Below are 18145 nucleotides of genomic sequence, written 5' to 3' on the forward strand. Positions count from 1 at the left end.
AAGGTGCTTGCGTTTCAATGAGGGAACCGGAACGTGATTGCTGCCCGTACTGTTCGGACACTTGCACCTTTGCTCGTCGCGGCAGTTCTTGCCAGCTGCGGTCATCCAAGCGGAGTCATGGCCCCTGTTGCGCTATCGGCGGCAACGCAGAATACCTCAAAGGTCAGCATGCTGGTCGCAACCACGCGCGAACCTTCCGGCGACCCGGCGACGCTCTTCACCGGCGAACGCAGCCCAAAGCCCTACCTGACGGCGGTTGACGTCTCCATTCCGCCGAAACGGGCCTCAGGCACAGTCCAATGGCCGAAGCGTCTACCGCCCAATCCCGCAACCGATTTTGCGGTGACCAGCGTCAAGGAGATCGACACCGTTCCAGAGGGGCGCGCCTGGTTCCACCAGAACATCCAGGGCGGGCATGCGCTGGTCTTTGTCCACGGCTTCAACAACAAGTACGAGGATTCCGTCTTCCGTCTGGCCCAGATCGTCCACGATTCCGGGATGCAGGCGACCCCTATCCTCTTCACGTGGCCGTCACGCGCGCAGCTTACCGCCTATGAATACGACAAGGAGAGCACCAACTATTCACGCACGGCGCTCGAGCAGGCGCTGCGGACGCTAGCCGCCGACCCCGACGTCAAGGACATCACAATCCTCGCTCATTCAATGGGCACCTGGCTGACGATGGAATCCCTGCGGCAGATGGGTATCCGCGACGGACACGTGAACAGCAAGATTCACAACGTCATTCTCGCGTCCCCGGATATCGATATTCAGGTCTTTGCCAAGCAGTTCGCGGAGATGGGCACGCCGACGCCGAAATTCACGATCTTCGTGTCTCAGGATGACAAGGCGCTTGCGGTTTCAAGTTTCATCACTGGAAAGGTCTCGCGTTTGGGCGCGATCGATCCGACCGTTGAGCCCTATCGCTCGAAACTCGAAGCCGCCGGCATTACCGCCATCGATCTCACCAAGGTCAAAGGCGAAGGCTTGAACCACGGCAAGTTCGCCGAAAGTCCTGAAATCGTTCAGCTGATTGGCCAGCGGATCGTCACCGGTCAGACACTGACGGATTCCAACGTCACGCTCGGCCAGGGACTTACCGCTGTCGTCGGCGGAACAGTGACGACCATCGGTAACGTCGCAGCCACGGCTGTCGCCGCGCCGGTGATGGTGCTTGAACAACCGAGGCGGGCCAAGAAGCGCCCGGTCGACGAAACCCTGCAAGGTGATCTCAAACCACAGCAGTTGACTCAGTAGGCGCTCCCGCGCAACGCCAACTGCTCCAGAAACTGCTCGAGTCCAGCTCAGGCCGTTCTTTGCAATTCTTCTTGGCCAATGATGAGGGTTGCGTCGCTCTACGGTAAGCGATGTGCCGCTTACACATTTTGACGAAAATCCTGCTGGCTGCTATTGAACGGGATTAGCTTCAGGAAATTTCCAACTGCCGTTTTGGATTTCTTCGCGAGGCCGATAGAGGCGCACCATATAGTTCCAGCTCTTCGGCGTCGGGATACAGTTGACGATCTTGCCACCACAGCCGCCAAACTGAATATCGACGCTGCCGTCGGCATTCTTTTTCGACGTGACGTTATTGAGCGTGTAGGTGTCGAGGGCGTTCTTCTCGTAGAAGCCCTGTGCATTGTAAACACTGACTGACCAAAATCCGTCGACGGGCACGTCTTTGACGCTGAGCTTGTAGATGGTTTTCCCATCGTCCTGCTTCGGTACGAAGTTGAGGTAGATCGCGTCCTTCGGGGGATTAGCTCCCCAGGCAGAGGCTGCTCCGATCAGGCGTTGGACCGGGTCGACTTCCTCCTTGGTACCAAATGCCTTGCTGGTATCGGTTACGGTTGCCGCCAGTACCAGTAGGGCATCTCTGACTTTCTTTTGGCTGACCGGGTCCCATTTAGGAATCTCGAATTTGCCGGGGCCACCCGGCTGGTCGACCTTTATGGCATCCTGCAGCTTGTGCGCTCCCTCGACGTCGTTGGCGTCTGCGGGATTGAGAAGTGTACGAACGGCGACAAAGACGTAACGCGTCCCGATCTGATCTCGTGAAAGCGTGTGGGGGCCAGGTGAATAAATGGCGGATGGGGTATACTGGTCTTCGTTGATAATCTGCAGCGACATGAACCGGCCGCCCGAGTCCGGCAGCGAAATCGTCACGGGGCCTGCATCGAGATCGAAGACGGCAGCAGAGTATAGCGTATCGCGATTTTGCCGGACGACATGCTGCTGATCAATCGGAGATACCTCGCGCTTATGTACGAACTTGCCGAATCCTCCGTCCTTCAGTGTCGCTGTGAAATAGAGGTCCGACTCCGCCCGAACGAAATTGTTGACGGTGACGGGCACCTCATCCGCAGCCCATGCCGTGCTGGCAAACATGCTCCACAATGCGATAATCAAGTGCGGTCGCATGGTGTTGACCCTAGTCTTCGTGACGGTGCTCAGAAGTTGATGAGCGGGAATTTACAACACAGCCTAAGTTCGCGCAAACTGCAGACATGCGTCGGAATTGTTTGGTGAGGCGGAATACCGCTCGGTCTGGTTCCGCAGGCTGTTTGTTGATGTTGTCGAAGGCGCGCTCAAGGCGTCCGGTTGTTCCATGACCGTGTCGAAGGCCGCATGATCTTCAAACGGCTTGGTCAGCGGGTCGGGTGACGTCGACGGCACGGGCCGGCCAACTCGTCAACGCCTCATCAAGTTCTGCTCGATCAGGCGCCCCGATACGCCCTCCGAACGTCCGGCACTTGATGGCCGCCGCCATCGATGACGAGCGCATCACATCCTCCATCGCCATGCCCTCGCAAAGCATCAGAGCAAAGGTTCCGTGGAAGATATCGCCCGCAGCCAGCGTATCGACGGCTCTAATGCGTGGTGCCTCGAGATGACGGATAAGGGCGTCATCATCATCGAACCAGTAAGAGCCTCTCTCGCCGAATGTCACGCTGACGAAGGCATGAGCGAAGGTCTCCTTCAACTGGCGAACGATCGACACCGGATCTGATGCTCCCGTCAGTCGTTCAGCGGCCGGTTGCGAAAAGATAATGTGGCTTGCGGCCGGCCCCAGCATCTCGATCACGCCTTCGGGCGCAACGTCGCCATCGAGGATGGCAGGAATGCCTGCTTGCCGGGCCGCAAGCAATGTCTTGAGAGCGAGCTCTGGCCAACGCACGTCGACCAGAACTGCATCAAATGCCGCGATACCTTCAGCGGTGACGGGTTGGACGCCGTGATGCAGCCGCGGATCATAAAACGGTATGATCAGGCGTTCGCCGGCATCATCGATCAGGATTGTCGATACGGCTGAGCGGGCGCCTGCCACGCAACGCATGCCAGCGGTATCGATGCCGCTTGCAGCCAGATCGCCGATGATGCGCTCGCCGGTCTCGTCATCTCCGACAGCGCCCCAGATGCTGGCGCTCCCGCCAAGCCTTGCAACAGCATAAGCGGCACTCGAGGCCATTCCTTCTGCAATCTGCAACATGTCGGTTGGCAGCACTTTGCCTTGGCCGGCAGGAATGACATGGACCCTGAAGAGCGTATCGAGAACAGCGGCTCCGACGCACAGAATACGCCGCGCCGGCTCCAGCTGCTGCTTCAGGATCGTCGATGTCACTTCACCGCACCCGCCGTGAGGCCGGCAACGATCTGCCTTTGTGCAAAGACGGTGAGGATCAATACCGGCAGGGTGACGATCAGGGCTGCCGCAGCAAGCGGACCCCAGCTCACCTGTTCGAACGACAGCATGTTGTAGACCGCGACGGGCAGCGTACGCGTCTCACGACTTGCAAGCACGATGCCGAACACGAAGTTGTTCCAGGAGAAAATGACCGACAGGATAAAGGCGACGACGATCCCCGGCCTTGCGATCGGCAGGGCCACCAGGCGGAAAACCTGCCAGGGCGTTGCCCCGTCTATGCTTGCGGCTTCTTCCAGCTCCATCGGCGTCGTTTCGAAATAGCCGATCATGATCCAGACGACGATCGGGACGGTTACGACCAGGTGAATGATGATCTGTGGCCAGAGCGTGCCGAGCAGGTTCAGCCACTGGAACAGCAGGAACAGCGGAATGAGGAAGGAAAGGCCGGGCGTCATGCGCGCAATCATGATGACGACGGCGGATTTCTCGGCCTTCAGGCGGGCAATGCCATAACCGGCCGGCACGCCGATAACAAGCGCCAGAAGCGTCGCCGCACCCGTCACCAGGACCGAATTCCAGAGATAAAGGAAGAAGTTGTTCTCCTCGAACACCTTTGCGTAATTCGACCAGGCAAAGCGTTCGGGGATGAAGATCGGGGGGAAGGCGCCGTTGTCGATCTCGTACTTCAAGGACAGCGAGATCATCCAGAGGAAGAACAGCACCACCGGCGACACCATCACCAGCGCCACGAACAGAAGTCCGATGCGATCGAGTGCCTTGCGCTTCATCAGCGTGCCTCCCCGTCGGACCAGTTGGCGCGCTGCTTTATCATCAGCAGGATGAAGGAAAGCACAACGATCAGAACGAAGAAGACGACCGCCATCGCCGAGCCATATCCGATGTCATAGTAGGAAAAGGCGGTGTTATAGAGATAGATGTTGATCGTTTCCGACGCGGTGCCCGGTCCGCCCTGTGTCATCGCATAGATGATGTCGAAGCTCTTGACCGCATCGATGCTGCGAATGATGACAGCGATCATCAGGAACGGCGCGATCATCGGCAGGGTCAGGTAGCGAAACTTCTGCCAGACATTGGCGCCATCGATTTCGGCGCTCTCGTAGGGTTCGCGTGGCACGGCGGCGAGGCCCCCGAGCACGATCAGCATGACGAGCGGTGTCCACTGCCAGGTTTCCACTAGCACCAGCGACGGAATGACGCTCATCTGATTGTAGATCCATTCCTGCGGACCGATCCCGACGTAGGAAAGCAGGTAGTTCAGGACACCGAGCTGCGGATGGAACATCATCGTCCAGACGAGCGCGATAGCGACCGGCGTCGCCATCATCGGCATCACGAACACTCCGCGCAGAATACCACGCAGTGGAAACTGCGTATCGAAGATGAGGGCGGCCAGAGTCCCGAGAAAAAGCGGAGCGACGACCGACAACGTCGTGTAGAGCAGGGTATGCCACAACGAGTCCCAAAAGCGCGGGTCAACCGCCAGGCGTAGGTAGTTATCCAACCCGGCAAAGACCTGTGCCTGACCAAGCGTCCAGCTGTTGACGCTCATCCACAGGGTAAAGACCCAGGGAAAAACGATCACAGCCGCCACGACGATCAGCGCGGGAATGACGAAAGGCCAGTAGTTGGGAGCAAACCGACCCGGTTTGCTCCCCTGCTTTTGCTTGGCCTTGGCCGCAGTTGCGGCTTCCATGCTCACCGAAGCCATTATCCCTCGCTTCGTGCCAGCACCGGCTCGAATTGAGCCGTGGCCGTCTTCAGTTCGGCAGCCGGATCAGCGCCGCCGATCATGTTGGTGAGCCCGACGCCATAGATGTCGCGGAACTCGGTGACCGGAATGATGATCGGCAGGGCAAGTTGCGACACCTTTGCGGAACCAGCAACAGCATCAAGCCATGCCGCCGGCATCTTCACGCCTTCGCGCACCTTCTGATCTTCAAGGACCGACTGACGGAAGGGAACGCCGGCGCCGGCCTGGAGCAGGCGCGCACCCATGTCATGGGAAATCGCCCACTGGCAGAAGAGATATGCGGCTTCCTTCTTCTGGCTTGCAGCCACGACGCCGAGACCGTCTCCGGTTGTTGCCGCCGCCTGCGCCTTCGGCCCCTTCGGCATGATGCCGTAACCGACCTGGCCGACGACACGCGACTTTTCCGGGTTCTCGATCGGCGGCGCAAAGCCGACGCCGTCGAGCCACATGCCGATCTTGCCCTGCAGGAAGGCCGACTGGGCTTCTGCCCAGTTGAAGCCGGAGACGCCGGGAGGGGCGGCCTTGGTCATCAGGCGCTGGTAGAGCTTGGCCGCTTCCACAGCCTCTTCGGAATTGGTGCGCAGCTTGCCGTCCGCTCCAAGCGGGCTCGATCCGTAGCCGAGCAACAACGTCGTCCAGACCGGTGTATTGGCGTTCTTCAGGCCACGAGCAACGAAGCCATAGGTGTTGGTCGAGGGATCCGTCAACGCTTCGGCAGCGCTTGCCATTTCCTCGAATGTGGTCGGATAGGAAAGCCCCTTCTTTTCGAAGAGCGCCTTGTTCCAGTACACGATCCAGTAGTCTACCGAGAAGGGCAGGGAGCGCAGGACGCCATCAGGGTCCTTGGCGAAGGTCATGCCGGCGCCGGCAAAGTCGCTCTCGACCAGCGACGGATCAGTCAGCGATGGATCCTTGAGGAAACCGCTGATATCGGCAAGCCAGCCGCCCTTTTCGAACTGTCGCTTCTGGACGTGATAGCTCATATGCACCACGTCGAAACTCGGCTTGCCTGAGCTCAGTTCGATCGTGGTTTTCTGACGCTGCTGCTGCTCTGGCGTCGCTTCTGCATTGACCTTGATGCCGGTCAATTCCTCGAACTCCGGGAGATACTTGATGAGCGTCTCGCTGCGCGGGCTCTTGACCAGATTGACTTCCAGCGTCGTGCCGGCGAAACGCTTCCAGTCGACGGCCGCCGATGCAGAGCGCACGCCCATGAGGCTGCTGGCGCCGAGTGCCGCGGTACCGGCGAGAAAGCCGCGCCGGGTGGGATTGAAGAATGATGATGGCATGTAAGTCCTCCTCTTGTTGCCGCCGATCTCCTCATCGCCGGCTATGATGCAGTTAGATGCGCAGGGCGCGATCCCTGGCGTGGTTGATGTGAGCGGCGAGGCTGTTCACGGCATCCTCGGCCGACCGCCTTTCGATCGCCTCCAGGACCTTCAGATGCTCTCCCATGACAGGACCGACACGCCCGTCGATACGGAAGCGTTCCTGGCTGATCAGGCGCATCTTGATCGAATTGACCCGGTAGGCGTTGGAAATGATCGTATTGCCAAGCGCGTCGATGAAGGCGTCATGCATGCCCCAGTCGACGGCTTGTGCGCGTAGTTCAAGCTCATGGGAGGCGTCGCCACTGGCGATGGCTTCGGCGATATCGCGATGCTGCTTGATGAGCCCGGCAATCGTTTCATCGGAGGCGGAACGGGTGAAGAGCGCCACTGCCTCCTTCTCCAGGAAGAGCCGGAGCTGAAAAGCCTCGCGGATGAGATTGAGGTCGATATGGGCGATCTGCAGGCCGCGCTGCGGGACCGTCTTGATCAGTCCTTCGGCCTCGAGCCGCGGGATCAGTTCGCGGATCGCAGCAAGCGTCAGGCCGGTCAACTCGACGAGGCGGCGCTGGGAGACAAATTGGCCGGGACGCACGTCGCGCGCCAGCAGGTGGCGCGTGAAGCTTTCATACGCCTTTTCCCGCAGCGTCGGCTGCTCGTCCAGTCCGTCCATTGCCTCCCCCTCGTACATGGTGCCTATGCAGCCTTGGAGCGGAAAAGTGAATCGAAGGCAAGAGCAAGCCGCTCCTGTCCCTCGCCAGATATCGAAATGAGTGGTGGGCGAACCGCAAGCCACACATCGTCGCAGGTTTGCCTGGCCACCATGACCTTGACTGCCGGGGTAACCGGATACTTCAGAAGTTCGGCGACAAAATCCTCGACGCGGGCATCGTCCCTGCCTTCTTCCGCCATCAGCTTGACCTCCGCGGGCAGGAAGTTCGCCATTCCGGAGATCGCGCCTTGTCCGCCGAGGCGGACACCCTTTGCGAGGTGGCGCTCATCGCCGATCAGGATGACGAGGTCACCGTGCGCCTTCAAAAGGGCTTCGGTGAACGGCCAGTCACCGGACGAATCCTTCACGCCAGTGACAACCGTTGGAAAGGCCGTCCGCAAGCGCCCGATCAGAGACACGGTCAGGGGCACCATCGTGACCGAGGGAATGTTGTAGACGATGATGTCGCGCGCCTTGTCGCCGAGGATCACAAAGACCGCCGAGAACCATTTGAAGAGGCCGTCATCGCTCACATTCTTGAAGTAGGAGGGCGGGGCAAGCAGGATGTTGCGCACGCCACGCGAAAGCGCGTACCCAGCCTGGGCTGCGGCATCTTCGGCGGCGTCAACAAGCACTCCCATGACGATCTTCCGCGGCTCGATACCGGCATCCAGCAATGCTCCGAGGATACGTTCACGCTCCTGGGTCCCGATCGACGATCCTTCGCCGGTGGTGCCAAAAAGCGTGACACTCGAACATCCCGCCGCAAGGCTTTGTTTTGCCTGCCTAATCATCGTGTCGACAGCGATCTCGCCGCTGATTTCGAACGGCGTGGCTAGCGCAACGGAAAGCCCAAATTTCTCAGTCAATATCCATCCTCCAAGGCAATGTGTTAGATGTAGCAGACTGACATGTTAGCTGTAAATAGGTAATATATGGCAATGGAAATTTCCCCTGCGGCAAGCAGGGCGGGCGGTGGATAATTTAGGCTGTGCTAGGCCAGGCCGACATTCAGGCGCCGTTTTCCTTGACCGCCTCCATGGCCACGAAGGTCGATGTACTGGCGACGAAGGGGAGGCTCGATATCTTCTCGCCGAGCACCAGACGATAATTGGCAATGTCTGATGTGCGGATCTTCAAGAGGTAGTCGAAAGCGCCGGCGATCATATGGCACTCCTCGACTTCCTGCAGCTTGTGCGCGGCGATGTTGAAGGCCTTCAGCGCGTGCTCACGCGTGTCGGAGAGCTTTACCTCTGTGAACGCGACATGATTCTTGCCAAGTTTCTTCACGTCGACGATTGCGCGGAAGCCAAGAATATAGCCATCCTCGATCAATCGCTTTAGTCTGACCTGGCAAGGAGTGTTGGACAGGCCGACCTTCTTTGCAAGATCGGTAATCGACATGCGACCGTCGGCGACGAGGGCCTCGATAATCCTATGGTCGAACTGGTCGATTTCTCTGCCGTTTGCGATGGTAGTCACGACATTGCCTCTGATTTCCGTATAAATTAGGCAATTACATTTCATTCAAGCCTATTTCAAGTGAAATCAACTTCATAGATCTGCTATGTATCAGCCATACCTGATCTGGAGCAAAGACATGACGATCACCAACGATACGGTGGGCACCGAAACCAATGGCGTGCAGCCGCGTGACGCTGCAAATCCTTTCGAGGGTTTCGCGCCGGCGGTCCGACCGCAAAGCGAACTGCGTCGTGCCATTACGGCAGCTTACCGCACGCCGGAGACCGTCTGTGTTCCACGCCTCACAGAGGCTGCGACGCTTCCGGAAAAGGTCAGGCAAGACGCAGCTGTGACCGCTCGCAGGCTCATTGCAGCGCTTCGCGCCAAGCACAAGGGCACCGGCGTCGAAGGGCTCGTGCACGAATATTCTCTTTCTAGCCAGGAAGGCGTGGCACTCATGTGCCTGGCCGAGGCCCTGCTGCGCATCCCCGATACAGCAACGCGCGATGCCCTGATCCGCGACAAGATTGCTGAAGGAGATTGGAAGTCGCATCTCGGCGGTGGTCGCTCGCTCTTCGTCAACGCCGCGACCTGGGGTTTGGTGGTGACCGGCAAGCTCACCTCGACAGTCAACGATCGCAACCTCTCGGCAGCGCTCACCCGCCTGATTGCACGCTGCGGCGAGCCTGTCATCCGGCGTGGCGTCGACATGGCGATGCGCATGATGGGCGAGCAATTCGTTACCGGCGAAACGATCGACGAGGCGCTGCAGCGGGCAAGGCCGCTTGAACAACGCGGCTTCCGCTACTCCTACGACATGCTGGGCGAGGCCGCGACGACAGGCGCCGACGCCGAACGCTACTACAAGGATTATGAAGCGGCGATCCACGCGATCGGCAAGGCATCCGACCGCCGCGGCATCTACGAGGGCCCCGGCATCTCGATCAAGCTTTCGGCCCTCCATCCCCGCTATTCGAGAGCCCAGAGCGCGCGCGTCATGGGCGAATTGCTGCCGAAGGTGAAGGCACTTGCGCTGATCGCCAAGTCCTATGATATCGGCCTCAACATCGACGCGGAGGAAGCCGACCGGCTGGAACTGTCGCTCGATATCCTCGAGACGCTGTGCCTGGACGAGGACCTTGCCGGCTGGAACGGCATGGGCTTCGTTGTCCAGGCCTATGGCAAGCGTTGCCCCTTCGTCCTCGACTTCATCATCGATCTTGCCCGCCGCGCCGGTCGCCGCATCATGGTTCGACTTGTCAAGGGCGCCTATTGGGATGCCGAAATCAAGCGCGCGCAGCTTGATGGCCTTGAAGACTTCCCTGTCTTTACCCGCAAGATCTACACCGACGTCTCCTATATTGCCTGCGCCAAGAAGCTGCTTGCCGCGACCGATGCCGTCTTCCCGCAGTTTGCCACCCACAATGCACAGACGCTCGCCACCATCTACCACATGGCCGGTTCCGACTACTATGTCGGCAAGTACGAGTTCCAGTGCCTGCATGGTATGGGCGAGCCATTGTACGACGAGGTTGTCGGTCGGCAGAATCTCAACCGCCCGTGCCGCATCTATGCTCCTGTCGGCACCCATGAAACGCTGCTTGCCTATCTTGTGCGCCGCCTTCTCGAAAACGGCGCCAACTCCTCCTTCGTCAACCGGATTGCCGACCCCAATGTCTCCATCGACGAGCTTGTCGCCGATCCGGTTGAGATTGTCGCGAGAATGCAGGTGCCCGGCCAGAAGCACGACAAGATTGCGCTTCCCTCCGACCTCTACGGCCAGCGCCGCAACTCTGCCGGCCTTGATGTCTCCGATGAAACATCGCTGCTGGCACTTACAGAAGCACTGAAGGCGAGCGCCACCCTCTCGTGGTCGGCCGCGCCAACCAACCAGACCGAGGCGGGAACTGCCCGCGACGTTCTCAACCCGGCCGACAACCGCGACGTTGTCGGCTCCGTCCGCGAAGCAACCGCAAAAGAGGTTGCCTCGGCAGCCGCGATCGCCCTGAAAGCTGCTTCGTCCTGGGGATCGGTAACGCCGGGTCAAAGGGCAGCACTTCTTGATCGCGCTGCCGACATCATGCAGGCGAGGATGGAGACCTTGCTCGGCCTCATCATCCGCGAAGCCGGCAAGTCGTTGCTCAATGCGATTGCCGAAGTGCGCGAGGCAATCGACTTCCTGCGCTACTACGCCGAGCAGACCCGTCGAACCCTTGGCCCTTCGCATGCGCCGCTCGGACCGGTCGTGTGCATCAGCCCCTGGAACTTCCCGCTGGCAATCTTTACCGGGCAGGTAGCTGCTGCTCTTGTTGCCGGTAACCCGGTTCTTGCCAAGCCCGCGGAAGAAACGCCGCTGATCGCCGCCGAAGCAGTTCGCATCCTGCATGAGGCTGGTATCCCCGACGATGTCGTGCAACTGGTTCCCGGCGACGGAAGGGTAGGGGCCGCCCTGGTCGCAGCGCCTGAAGCCGCCGCTGTTATGTTTACCGGCTCGACCGAGGTCGCCCGATTGATCCAGGCGGAACTCGCCAAGCGTCTGTCAAAGGATGGCAAGCCGATTCCGCTGATTGCCGAAACTGGCGGTCAGAATGCCATGATCGTCGATTCCTCGGCGCTCGCCGAACAGGTCGTTGGCGACGTGATCGCCTCGGCGTTCGACAGCGCCGGGCAGCGCTGCTCGGCACTTCGTATCCTGTGCCTGCAGGAAGACGTCGCTGATCGCACGCTGGCCATGCTCAAGGGGGCGTTGCGCGAGCTTTCGATCGCAAACACCAACCGGCTGGCCTCCGACATCGGTCCTGTAATCACCGCCGAAGCCAAGGACATTATCGAGAAGCATGTAGATGCCATGGGCCGTTCCGGCAGTGCGGTGGAGCGCGTCGAATTGCCCGATGCGACCAGGAATGGCACCTTCGTTGCCCCGACGATCATTGAGATCAACAGGATCTCTGAACTCAAGCGCGAAGTGTTCGGGCCTGTTCTCCATGTCGTTCGCTGGCGCCGCCAGGACCTCGGCCACCTGATCGATGAGATCAATGCAACCGGATATGGCCTGACCTTCGGGCTCCATACACGCCTCGACGAAACGATTGCGAACGTTACCTCGCAGGTGAAGGCCGGCAACCTCTATGTGAATCGCAACGTCATTGGCGCCGTTGTCGGCGTCCAGCCCTTCGGGGGCCGCGGCTTGTCGGGCACCGGCCCCAAAGCGGGCGGGCCGCTTTATCTCGGGCGGTTGGTGACGACGCCACCGATCCCACCGCAGCACAGTTCTGTCTACAGCGACCCCGCTCTTTCGGACTTTGCGAAATGGCTGGATCAACAAAGCCTTTCCGAGGATGCTGAAATGGCGCGCCATCTCGGCAGCCAGTCGGCCCTCGGACTTGAAACCGAACTTGCCGGCCCCGTCGGTGAGCGCAACCTCTATGCGCTTCATCCCCGTGGAGCGATCCTGTGCGCTCCGGTCTCCCCGACCGGCCTCATTCGCCAGCTCTCGGCTGTGCTTGCCACCGGCAACAGCGCGGTTATCGAATGCGATGGGAGCCTCCGCACGACGCTGAAAGATGTTCCCGTCAGCGTCGCGCAGCGGATTTCCTGGAAGAAGGCAAGTGCCGAGACCGAGCCGATGGCTGGCGCACTTGTTGAAGGCGATGCTGATCGTGTCTCCGCCATGCTCGCAAAGATCGCCGCGATGCCGGGCCCGTTGCTGCTGACACAATCCGCTTCGACAGAAGAGCTCGAGCGCGATCCTGATGCTTATTGCCTCAACTGGCTTCTGGAAGAGGTATCCACCTCGATCAATACGGCCGCGGCCGGCGGCAATGCCAGCCTGATGTCGATCGGCTAGGCGGATCGACGAAACCAGATGCTCTCTTCAGGCGCAACCAGCTGCGCCTGAAGAGAGTTTGTTTTCCGTGTACTGCACTCGGGAACTGGCGACCATGGAACGAGTTGTACGCCATTGCTAGTGCTTCGGCCATCGGCCGCCAGTGTCTAAGCCATTCCATGTTAGACCTCCCTGTTAGCCTTCTGGCTGGTCAGTCTGCCTGAGCCTCGTGGCGGTCGGTCATCGTCCAAGAACTCACGATCCAGTCGCCTTCTTCACCGCGTCGATGAGCCCAAACCCTGCGAAAGGCTTTCGCAGATAGGCGATACACCCGGCTTGTTCTGCCTGGATTTTCAGGCGGGGGTCTTCGAGGGCGGTGATGAAAATCACCGGCAGTTTCGATCCTGCCTCTTTCAACTTGTGCTGCAATTCGATTCCTGACATGCCGCCGAGGTCGATGTCCAATACGAGACAGTCGATCAGGATGTTTGGATCGCGACCGAGGAAGGCCTCTGCAGATTGGTACTCAACGGCCGGAAATCCGTAAGCGTAGAGCAGGCGTCCGACGCTTCGACGCAGGCTCGCATCATCATCGACAACAGCGACCGTGCCGCGCAGCTTTCCCACTATCATGCCCCCATTGTGACATTTCTCGAGATACGCAGTTGGCACCCATTGTAGGCGCGTCGTCGAAAACTCGATATTGCCCTAAGGGGAAGGCGGCCCGTCACTTTGCGTCACGTCGTACCTGTCCGTGGTCGAGGCCGATGTCCGCAGCAATCGAGACAGCCTCTGCGAGCGACCTTGCTCCGAGCTTCTCCATCACCTGATGACGGTGAACCTTTACCGTGCGCTCCGATATACCAAGGGCGTAGGCAATTTGCTTGTTGAGATGGCCACGGACAACAAGCCCAAACACTTCGGCTTCGCGGGCACTTAAGCCAGCCACCAAAGTCCTCATTTGCTGCTGGCGCTCATACTCGGTCCTGCGCCTCTCGTACTGAGCCAACGCGTGCTGGATGGTTTCCATCAGGACCGCTCCTGAACTCGGCTTCTCCAGGAAATCTTGGGCGCCTGCTTTCATCGCGTCGACGCCGGCCTTTATGTCCCCTTGCCCCGTAAGAAACACAATCGGAAGCAGCGGTGCGAGCTCGGATAGTTGGTGCTGTACCTGCAAGCCGGATCGACCGGGCATCTGCAGGTCAAGAAGAACGCAGCCCGGCTCGCAGCCTGGAAGGCGGGCAAGAAACGCGTCACCGGATTCATAGACCTCCACCCTGATGCCATAGGCGGAAAGCAGCCGTGCCGTTGCCGTGCGGTAAGATTCATCGTCATCAACGATATGGACGACCGGTTTCATGAGTGTCGCTCCCCGCCTCGGGCAAGCGGGAGCGCCACACGAAAGATTGCGCCACCTTCGGGTCGGTTGGTCGCAGAGATCGTTCCGCCGTAAGTCTCAACAATCGCGCGCGCGATGGAAAGGCCAAGACCCGTTCCTGCCTGCTTTGTCGTGTAGAACGGCTCGAAGATGCTGGAGAGGCGTTCCTGCGGAATTCCGTTGCCCGTGTCGGCCACGCAGAGCTCAGCTTTCTCTTTCACAACTCCTGTTGCCAGCGTCAGGATCCTGCTGTCGGACCCCGTCTCGGTCATGGCATCCATCGCATTGGTCGCCAGGTTGAGGACAACCTGCTGCACATGAACCTTGTCCGCGCGCACCGGCAGCTCTGTCGTCGGCCGCTTTGTCTTGAGCGTGATCCCCCTGCGTTCCGCCTCTCCGTGAATGATACTGATTGCGTTCGAGGTGACATCGTTCAGGTCGAACTCCTGCCAGTCGATCTCGCTTCTTTTCTTGAGCAATCCTCTCATCCGGCCAATGATGTCGCCCGCACGCTGATCATCTGCCTGGATATCGAGAAGGATCTGGTGGATGAGCTGAAGGTCCGGGCTGTCATTTTGAAGCAGCACAGAGGCAGCCTCCGCGTTGTTTCTGATGGCCGACAGTGGCTGATTGAGTTCATGGGCAACGGAAGACGACAACGCCCCCGCCGTCGCAGACTGGTTCAGGTGGACAGCTTCGAGCAGGTGAAGTCGTGACCGGCTCTCTGCGTCCTGGCGACGGCGTCGCTCGAGAAGGAGGGTTGCGATGATGCCGGCCTGCACCAAAACGACACCAAACGCTCCTGTCACTGCCAGCCAGTGGCCTTCCCAAAGGCCCTTTTCCCTGTACATCTGGATGGTGCCCGCGGGCAGGTCCTTTTCCGCCAAGCCCCAACGCTTCAGTTGTCGCGCGTCGACGATGTAGGTCTGGGGCGCTTGAATATCCTTAATCGGCCTACCGGCAATGGCATCGAGGACTAGGTTGCCGACGGTCTGACCCAAGGTTTCAAATGTGACGGTATTGCCGCCGACGACCCCGTAGTTGATGTAGGTCTGGTAGGGGCCATAAACCGGAGCACTGGCCGTTGCAGCAATTTTTCCTATCGCTTCGCGCGGTATGAAATTCCGCCCGGCGTGATCCTTGAAAAGCGTCAACGCCAGTATGATGCTGTCGGCAGGGACCTCGGCTGCCCGTTCAATGAATTGCTCGATCGTCAGGTTTTCGAGGTAAGTCGTTTCGTATGACTTGGAGAATTCGTCGAGGTCGGCGCGCGCCGTTGCCAACCAACCCTGGTCGAACTCAGACGATCCGCCGATGATGTAGAGGTGACGGGCGCCGGGTTGCAGACCTCGCGCCATTTCCGCGGTCTTCAGAATGTCGAATGTCGTGAACGCGCCGATCACGTCATCGGGAAGGTCGATGTTTTCAGAGGTCGAGTTGCCGAAACCGGCCGCCACTATCTTCGCGTCGGGAGCGATGCTTGCCCGGTTTGTCGAAATGAAACTGGCCGACTCCTTGCCCAGCGCGACAACGACGTCCGGGCGACGGATGGCATACTTCTCTGCCATGTACCGCCCCAGTCGCTGCACATGTTCAGCCTCCGGAAACCGCGACAGGTCCAGGAACTCGGAGAACAGATCGATCTTCCCACTGGTTGCTTCAAGGAGCCGGCCTCGCAGTGCTTCCCCGGCAGCTGTGGTCGCAGCGATCCTTTCGTCATATGGATAAAGTATGAGAACCCGCGGCGACCGATCGAGAGACGGGGGCGTAGTTTGCGAGGCAGCGACCGAGGCCGCCAGAAAGAGCGATGCCAGCAACACGCCAGTGCGCAGTAGTCGACCTTCCCCTTTACCCAAGGCCATCGGTCCACCCCCAAAGCCGGAGGATGATAACATCTTATCGGTGAGGTGTCATGCGCCGCCAAAGCCACTCATGGTTGCTCAGATTCCCCAAAGGGCAATATCGCGGAGGGAACGCTTTCGTTAGAGTCGATGCATGCCGGAAGAGAAGGAACGCGCAGTCCGCGCCACTCTTGCCCTGGGGGTAAAAACAATGTTCCGCCAGCTCGTCAACGGGCCACTCCACGTGGCTGCCGCCGTCATCCTTGGGACGTTCGCCTTCGCAATATCCGCGTACGCACAAAGCGATCCCCTACCGTCCTGGAATGATACCGGGCCAAAATCGGCGATTGTGTCGTTCGTGGAGAGAGTGACAAAGCAGGGATCGCCCGAGTTCGTCCCGGAACCGGAACGGATCGCCGTCTTCGACAATGACGGGACCCTATGGGTCGAGCACCCCATGTACACCCAGCTTGCTTTTGCCCTTGACCGCGTGAAGATCCTCGCTCCGCAGCATCCGGAATGGCAGAACGTCCAGCCATTTAAGGCCGTGCTCGACGGCGACATGGAGACACTCGCCGCATCAGGGGAAAAGGGTCTGCTGGAGCTCATCATGGTGACCCATGCTGGAATGACCACATCCGATTTTGAGAAGGTGGTGACCGACTGGCTTTCGACGGCCCGCGACCCGAAGTTCAAACGACCCTACACGGAACTCGTATACCAGCCGATGGTCGAGTTGCTTTCCTACTTGCGCGCCAATGGCTTCAAGACGTTCATTGTGTCAGGTGGCGGCGTTGAGTTCATGCGGCCATGGACCGAGAAGGTCTACGGCGTTCCGCCGGAACAGGTTCTCGGTTCCTCGATCAAGACGCAGTTCAAGATGCAGGACGACACGCCGACCTTGTATCGTCTGCCGGAAGTCAACTTCATCGACGACAAGGCCGGTAAGCCGGTTGGGATCAACCAGGAGATCGGTCGTCGTCCCATCGCAGCCTTCGGCAATTCCGACGGCGATCTCGAAATGCTGCAGTGGACGACAATGGCAGGCGCCCCCGCGCGCCTCGGGGTCCTCATTCACCACACCGATGAGGAACGTGAATACGCCTATGACCGCAAGAGCGAATTCGGCCGCCTCGACAAGGCGCTCGATGCGGCCGCGATCACAGGCTGGACCGTCGTCGACATGAAGGCCGACTGGAAAAAGATCTTCAAGGACTAAGCGGCTCTGCTGTTTGGGAGATCGCTACACCAGAAGTCTCAGACTTCAAAACGGGGCGTGGAAGGTGATGCAACACTACCCCGTTCCAACTGCGAGGACACATCCATGAAACTCGACCGATTGACTACGCTCATCCTGCTCGCAAGCGTGGCAATGAGCTCCGCCGCCTTCGCCCAGGACGCACCGAAGAAGCCGCACGTGCCGCTGGAAAAGACGATTGGCGTGGTCACGCCGACAGGGCCGGTCCCCTCATTGGCGGTACTCAATTCGTCTGGCGCGAAAATCGAAAGCGGCAAGCTCATCCTGACCGGCGTGTCGGCCAATTCGATCGTCTTTGCCGATCGGCCGGTTCGGGCAGCCGGGCATGTGACGACCGAACAATTCATCATGCAGTGGGATGACGGCAAGGACAACTTTGCGGTCGACCCTCCGAACGCAACGGTGTCGGTTCTGGGCGGCGACGGTTCAGATGTCAGCGACGCTGTCGTGACGCTCAAGACCCCTAAACTGGATGGGACGACGCTCACCTTCGATATAACCGTTCTGGAGGGCAGCCTTAATGGTGCCTCCGGACCGGCAGCCCTCTTCATCGATCATTTCGGCGGTGGTGGCGGAGGGTTCGGTGGTGGAGGATTCGGCGGCGGAGGATTCCACGGAGGAGACTTTGCCGGTGGTAGCTTCGGCGGCGGAGGCAGATTCGGAGGAGACATGCGCGGAGGAGACTTTGCGGGCGGTTTCCGGGGGGACGACGAGCATGTCGGCGACACCAACATCAACCGCGTGGGAGGTACATACTGGCAGGCGCCCGTCTATCACGGTGCCTGGTATCGCGGTGCTCCGGTTGCCGCGGGCGTGGTTGCAGGCGCTGCGGTGGGCGCGGCCGCAGCGCGACCCTACTACTACAACTCCTACTACAACGGTCAGCAATGTGGGTACTATCCGTTCCCGCCTTGCTATTGA

General features: G+C 59.6%; 15 protein-coding genes. 4 read left to right on the forward strand and 11 right to left on the reverse strand.

Annotated elements, in window-relative coordinates:
- The first annotated feature begins 117 nt into the window (after window positions 1–117).
- Window positions 118–1257 (forward strand): alpha/beta hydrolase, encoded by a 1140-nt coding sequence (locus tag AS026_RS38285; protein WP_062376307.1) that lies wholly within the window; start codon window positions 118–120, stop codon window positions 1255–1257.
- Window positions 1258–1407: 150 nt separating this feature from the next.
- On the opposite strand, the gene AS026_RS38290 is transcribed toward AS026_RS38285, so the two are convergent.
- From AS026_RS38290 to AS026_RS38325, 8 genes are all read right to left on the reverse strand, one after another.
- Complete coding sequence (locus tag AS026_RS38290; RefSeq protein ID WP_062376353.1) at window positions 1408–2388, reverse strand: DUF1254 domain-containing protein; 981 nt, start codon at window positions 2386–2388, stop codon at window positions 1408–1410.
- Between the two features lie 247 nt (window positions 2389–2635).
- Window positions 2636–3622 (reverse strand): sugar kinase, encoded by a 987-nt coding sequence (locus tag AS026_RS38295; RefSeq protein WP_062376309.1) that lies wholly within the window; start codon window positions 3620–3622, stop codon window positions 2636–2638.
- Window positions 3619–4434: a carbohydrate ABC transporter permease gene (locus AS026_RS38300; RefSeq protein ID WP_062376311.1), complete on the reverse strand. Its 816-nt coding sequence runs from the start codon at window positions 4432–4434 to the stop codon at window positions 3619–3621. Before AS026_RS38300 ends, AS026_RS38295 begins: the two co-directional genes overlap by 4 nt.
- Complete coding sequence (locus tag AS026_RS38305) at window positions 4434–5375, reverse strand: carbohydrate ABC transporter permease (RefSeq protein WP_062376313.1); 942 nt, start codon at window positions 5373–5375, stop codon at window positions 4434–4436. The genes AS026_RS38300 and AS026_RS38305 overlap by 1 nt, the downstream gene beginning before the upstream one ends.
- Complete coding sequence (locus AS026_RS38310; RefSeq protein ID WP_062376316.1) at window positions 5375–6706, reverse strand: ABC transporter substrate-binding protein; 1332 nt, start codon at window positions 6704–6706, stop codon at window positions 5375–5377. The genes AS026_RS38305 and AS026_RS38310 overlap by 1 nt, the downstream gene beginning before the upstream one ends.
- Window positions 6707–6758: 52 nt before the next feature.
- Window positions 6759–7436, reverse strand: a complete 678-nt coding sequence (locus tag AS026_RS38315; RefSeq protein WP_205634511.1) for a GntR family transcriptional regulator — start codon at window positions 7434–7436, stop codon at window positions 6759–6761.
- A gap of 5 nt (window positions 7437–7441) precedes the next feature.
- Entirely contained in the window at window positions 7442–8326 is an 885-nt protein-coding gene (locus tag AS026_RS38320; protein ID WP_062376321.1) for a dihydrodipicolinate synthase family protein, read from the reverse strand.
- 142 nt (window positions 8327–8468) lie between these two features.
- Complete coding sequence (locus AS026_RS38325; RefSeq protein ID WP_082728690.1) at window positions 8469–8939, reverse strand: Lrp/AsnC family transcriptional regulator; 471 nt, start codon at window positions 8937–8939, stop codon at window positions 8469–8471.
- 118 nt (window positions 8940–9057) lie between these two features.
- Here AS026_RS38325 and putA point away from each other — a divergent pair, with 118 nt between their 5' ends.
- Entirely contained in the window at window positions 9058–12768 is a 3711-nt protein-coding gene (putA, locus tag AS026_RS38330) for a trifunctional transcriptional regulator/proline dehydrogenase/L-glutamate gamma-semialdehyde dehydrogenase (RefSeq protein ID WP_062376358.1), read from the forward strand.
- Between the two features lie 234 nt (window positions 12769–13002).
- On the opposite strand, the gene AS026_RS38335 is transcribed toward putA, so the two are convergent.
- The 3 genes from AS026_RS38335 to AS026_RS38345 all read right to left on the reverse strand — a co-directional run bounded on the left by AS026_RS38335 (window position 13003) and on the right by AS026_RS38345 (window position 15987).
- On the reverse strand, window positions 13003–13374 hold the full coding sequence (locus tag AS026_RS38335; RefSeq protein WP_100248244.1) for a response regulator transcription factor: 372 nt from the start codon (window positions 13372–13374) through the stop codon (window positions 13003–13005).
- 100 nt (window positions 13375–13474) lie between these two features.
- Entirely contained in the window at window positions 13475–14107 is a 633-nt protein-coding gene (locus AS026_RS38340; RefSeq protein ID WP_062376324.1) for a response regulator transcription factor, read from the reverse strand.
- Window positions 14104–15987, reverse strand: a complete 1884-nt coding sequence (locus AS026_RS38345; RefSeq protein WP_062376326.1) for a sensor histidine kinase — start codon at window positions 15985–15987, stop codon at window positions 14104–14106. Before AS026_RS38345 ends, AS026_RS38340 begins: the two co-directional genes overlap by 4 nt.
- Before the next feature lie 190 nt (window positions 15988–16177).
- On the opposite strand from AS026_RS38345, the gene AS026_RS38350 reads away from it, so the two are divergent.
- Window positions 16178–17185, forward strand: coding sequence for an HAD family hydrolase (locus AS026_RS38350; RefSeq protein ID WP_100248245.1), 1008 nt, complete (start codon window positions 16178–16180; stop codon window positions 17183–17185).
- 105 nt (window positions 17186–17290) lie between these two features.
- On the forward strand, window positions 17291–18145 hold the full coding sequence (locus AS026_RS38355) for a hypothetical protein (protein ID WP_062376328.1): 855 nt from the start codon (window positions 17291–17293) through the stop codon (window positions 18143–18145).

It is taken from the genome of Rhizobium altiplani (genome assembly GCF_001542405.1).
GTDB lineage: Bacteria > Pseudomonadota > Alphaproteobacteria > Rhizobiales > Rhizobiaceae > Rhizobium > Rhizobium altiplani.

Excerpts from the sequence above, each read along its gene's own strand:
- AS026_RS38285 (WP_062376307.1), top strand. The coding sequence starts at position 118 with ATGGCCCCTGTTGCGCTATCGGCGGCAACGCAGAATACCTCAAAGGTC.
- AS026_RS38290 (WP_062376353.1), bottom strand. The coding sequence starts at position 2,388 with ATGTTTGCCAGCACGGCATGGGCTGCGGATGAGGTGCCCGTCACCGTC.
- AS026_RS38300 (WP_062376311.1), bottom strand. The coding sequence starts at position 4,434 with ATGAAGCGCAAGGCACTCGATCGCATCGGACTTCTGTTCGTGGCGCTG.
- AS026_RS38305 (WP_062376313.1), bottom strand. The coding sequence starts at position 5,375 with ATGGCTTCGGTGAGCATGGAAGCCGCAACTGCGGCCAAGGCCAAGCAA.
- AS026_RS38310 (WP_062376316.1), bottom strand. The coding sequence starts at position 6,706 with ATGCCATCATCATTCTTCAATCCCACCCGGCGCGGCTTTCTCGCCGGT.
- AS026_RS38315 (WP_205634511.1), bottom strand. The coding sequence starts at position 7,436 with ATGTACGAGGGGGAGGCAATGGACGGACTGGACGAGCAGCCGACGCTG.
- putA (WP_062376358.1), top strand. The coding sequence starts at position 9,058 with ATGACGATCACCAACGATACGGTGGGCACCGAAACCAATGGCGTGCAG.
- AS026_RS38340 (WP_062376324.1), bottom strand. The coding sequence starts at position 14,107 with ATGAAACCGGTCGTCCATATCGTTGATGACGATGAATCTTACCGCACG.
- AS026_RS38345 (WP_062376326.1), bottom strand. The coding sequence starts at position 15,987 with ATGGCCTTGGGTAAAGGGGAAGGTCGACTACTGCGCACTGGCGTGTTG.
- AS026_RS38350 (WP_100248245.1), top strand. The coding sequence starts at position 16,178 with ATGTTCCGCCAGCTCGTCAACGGGCCACTCCACGTGGCTGCCGCCGTC.
- AS026_RS38355 (WP_062376328.1), top strand. The coding sequence starts at position 17,291 with ATGAAACTCGACCGATTGACTACGCTCATCCTGCTCGCAAGCGTGGCA.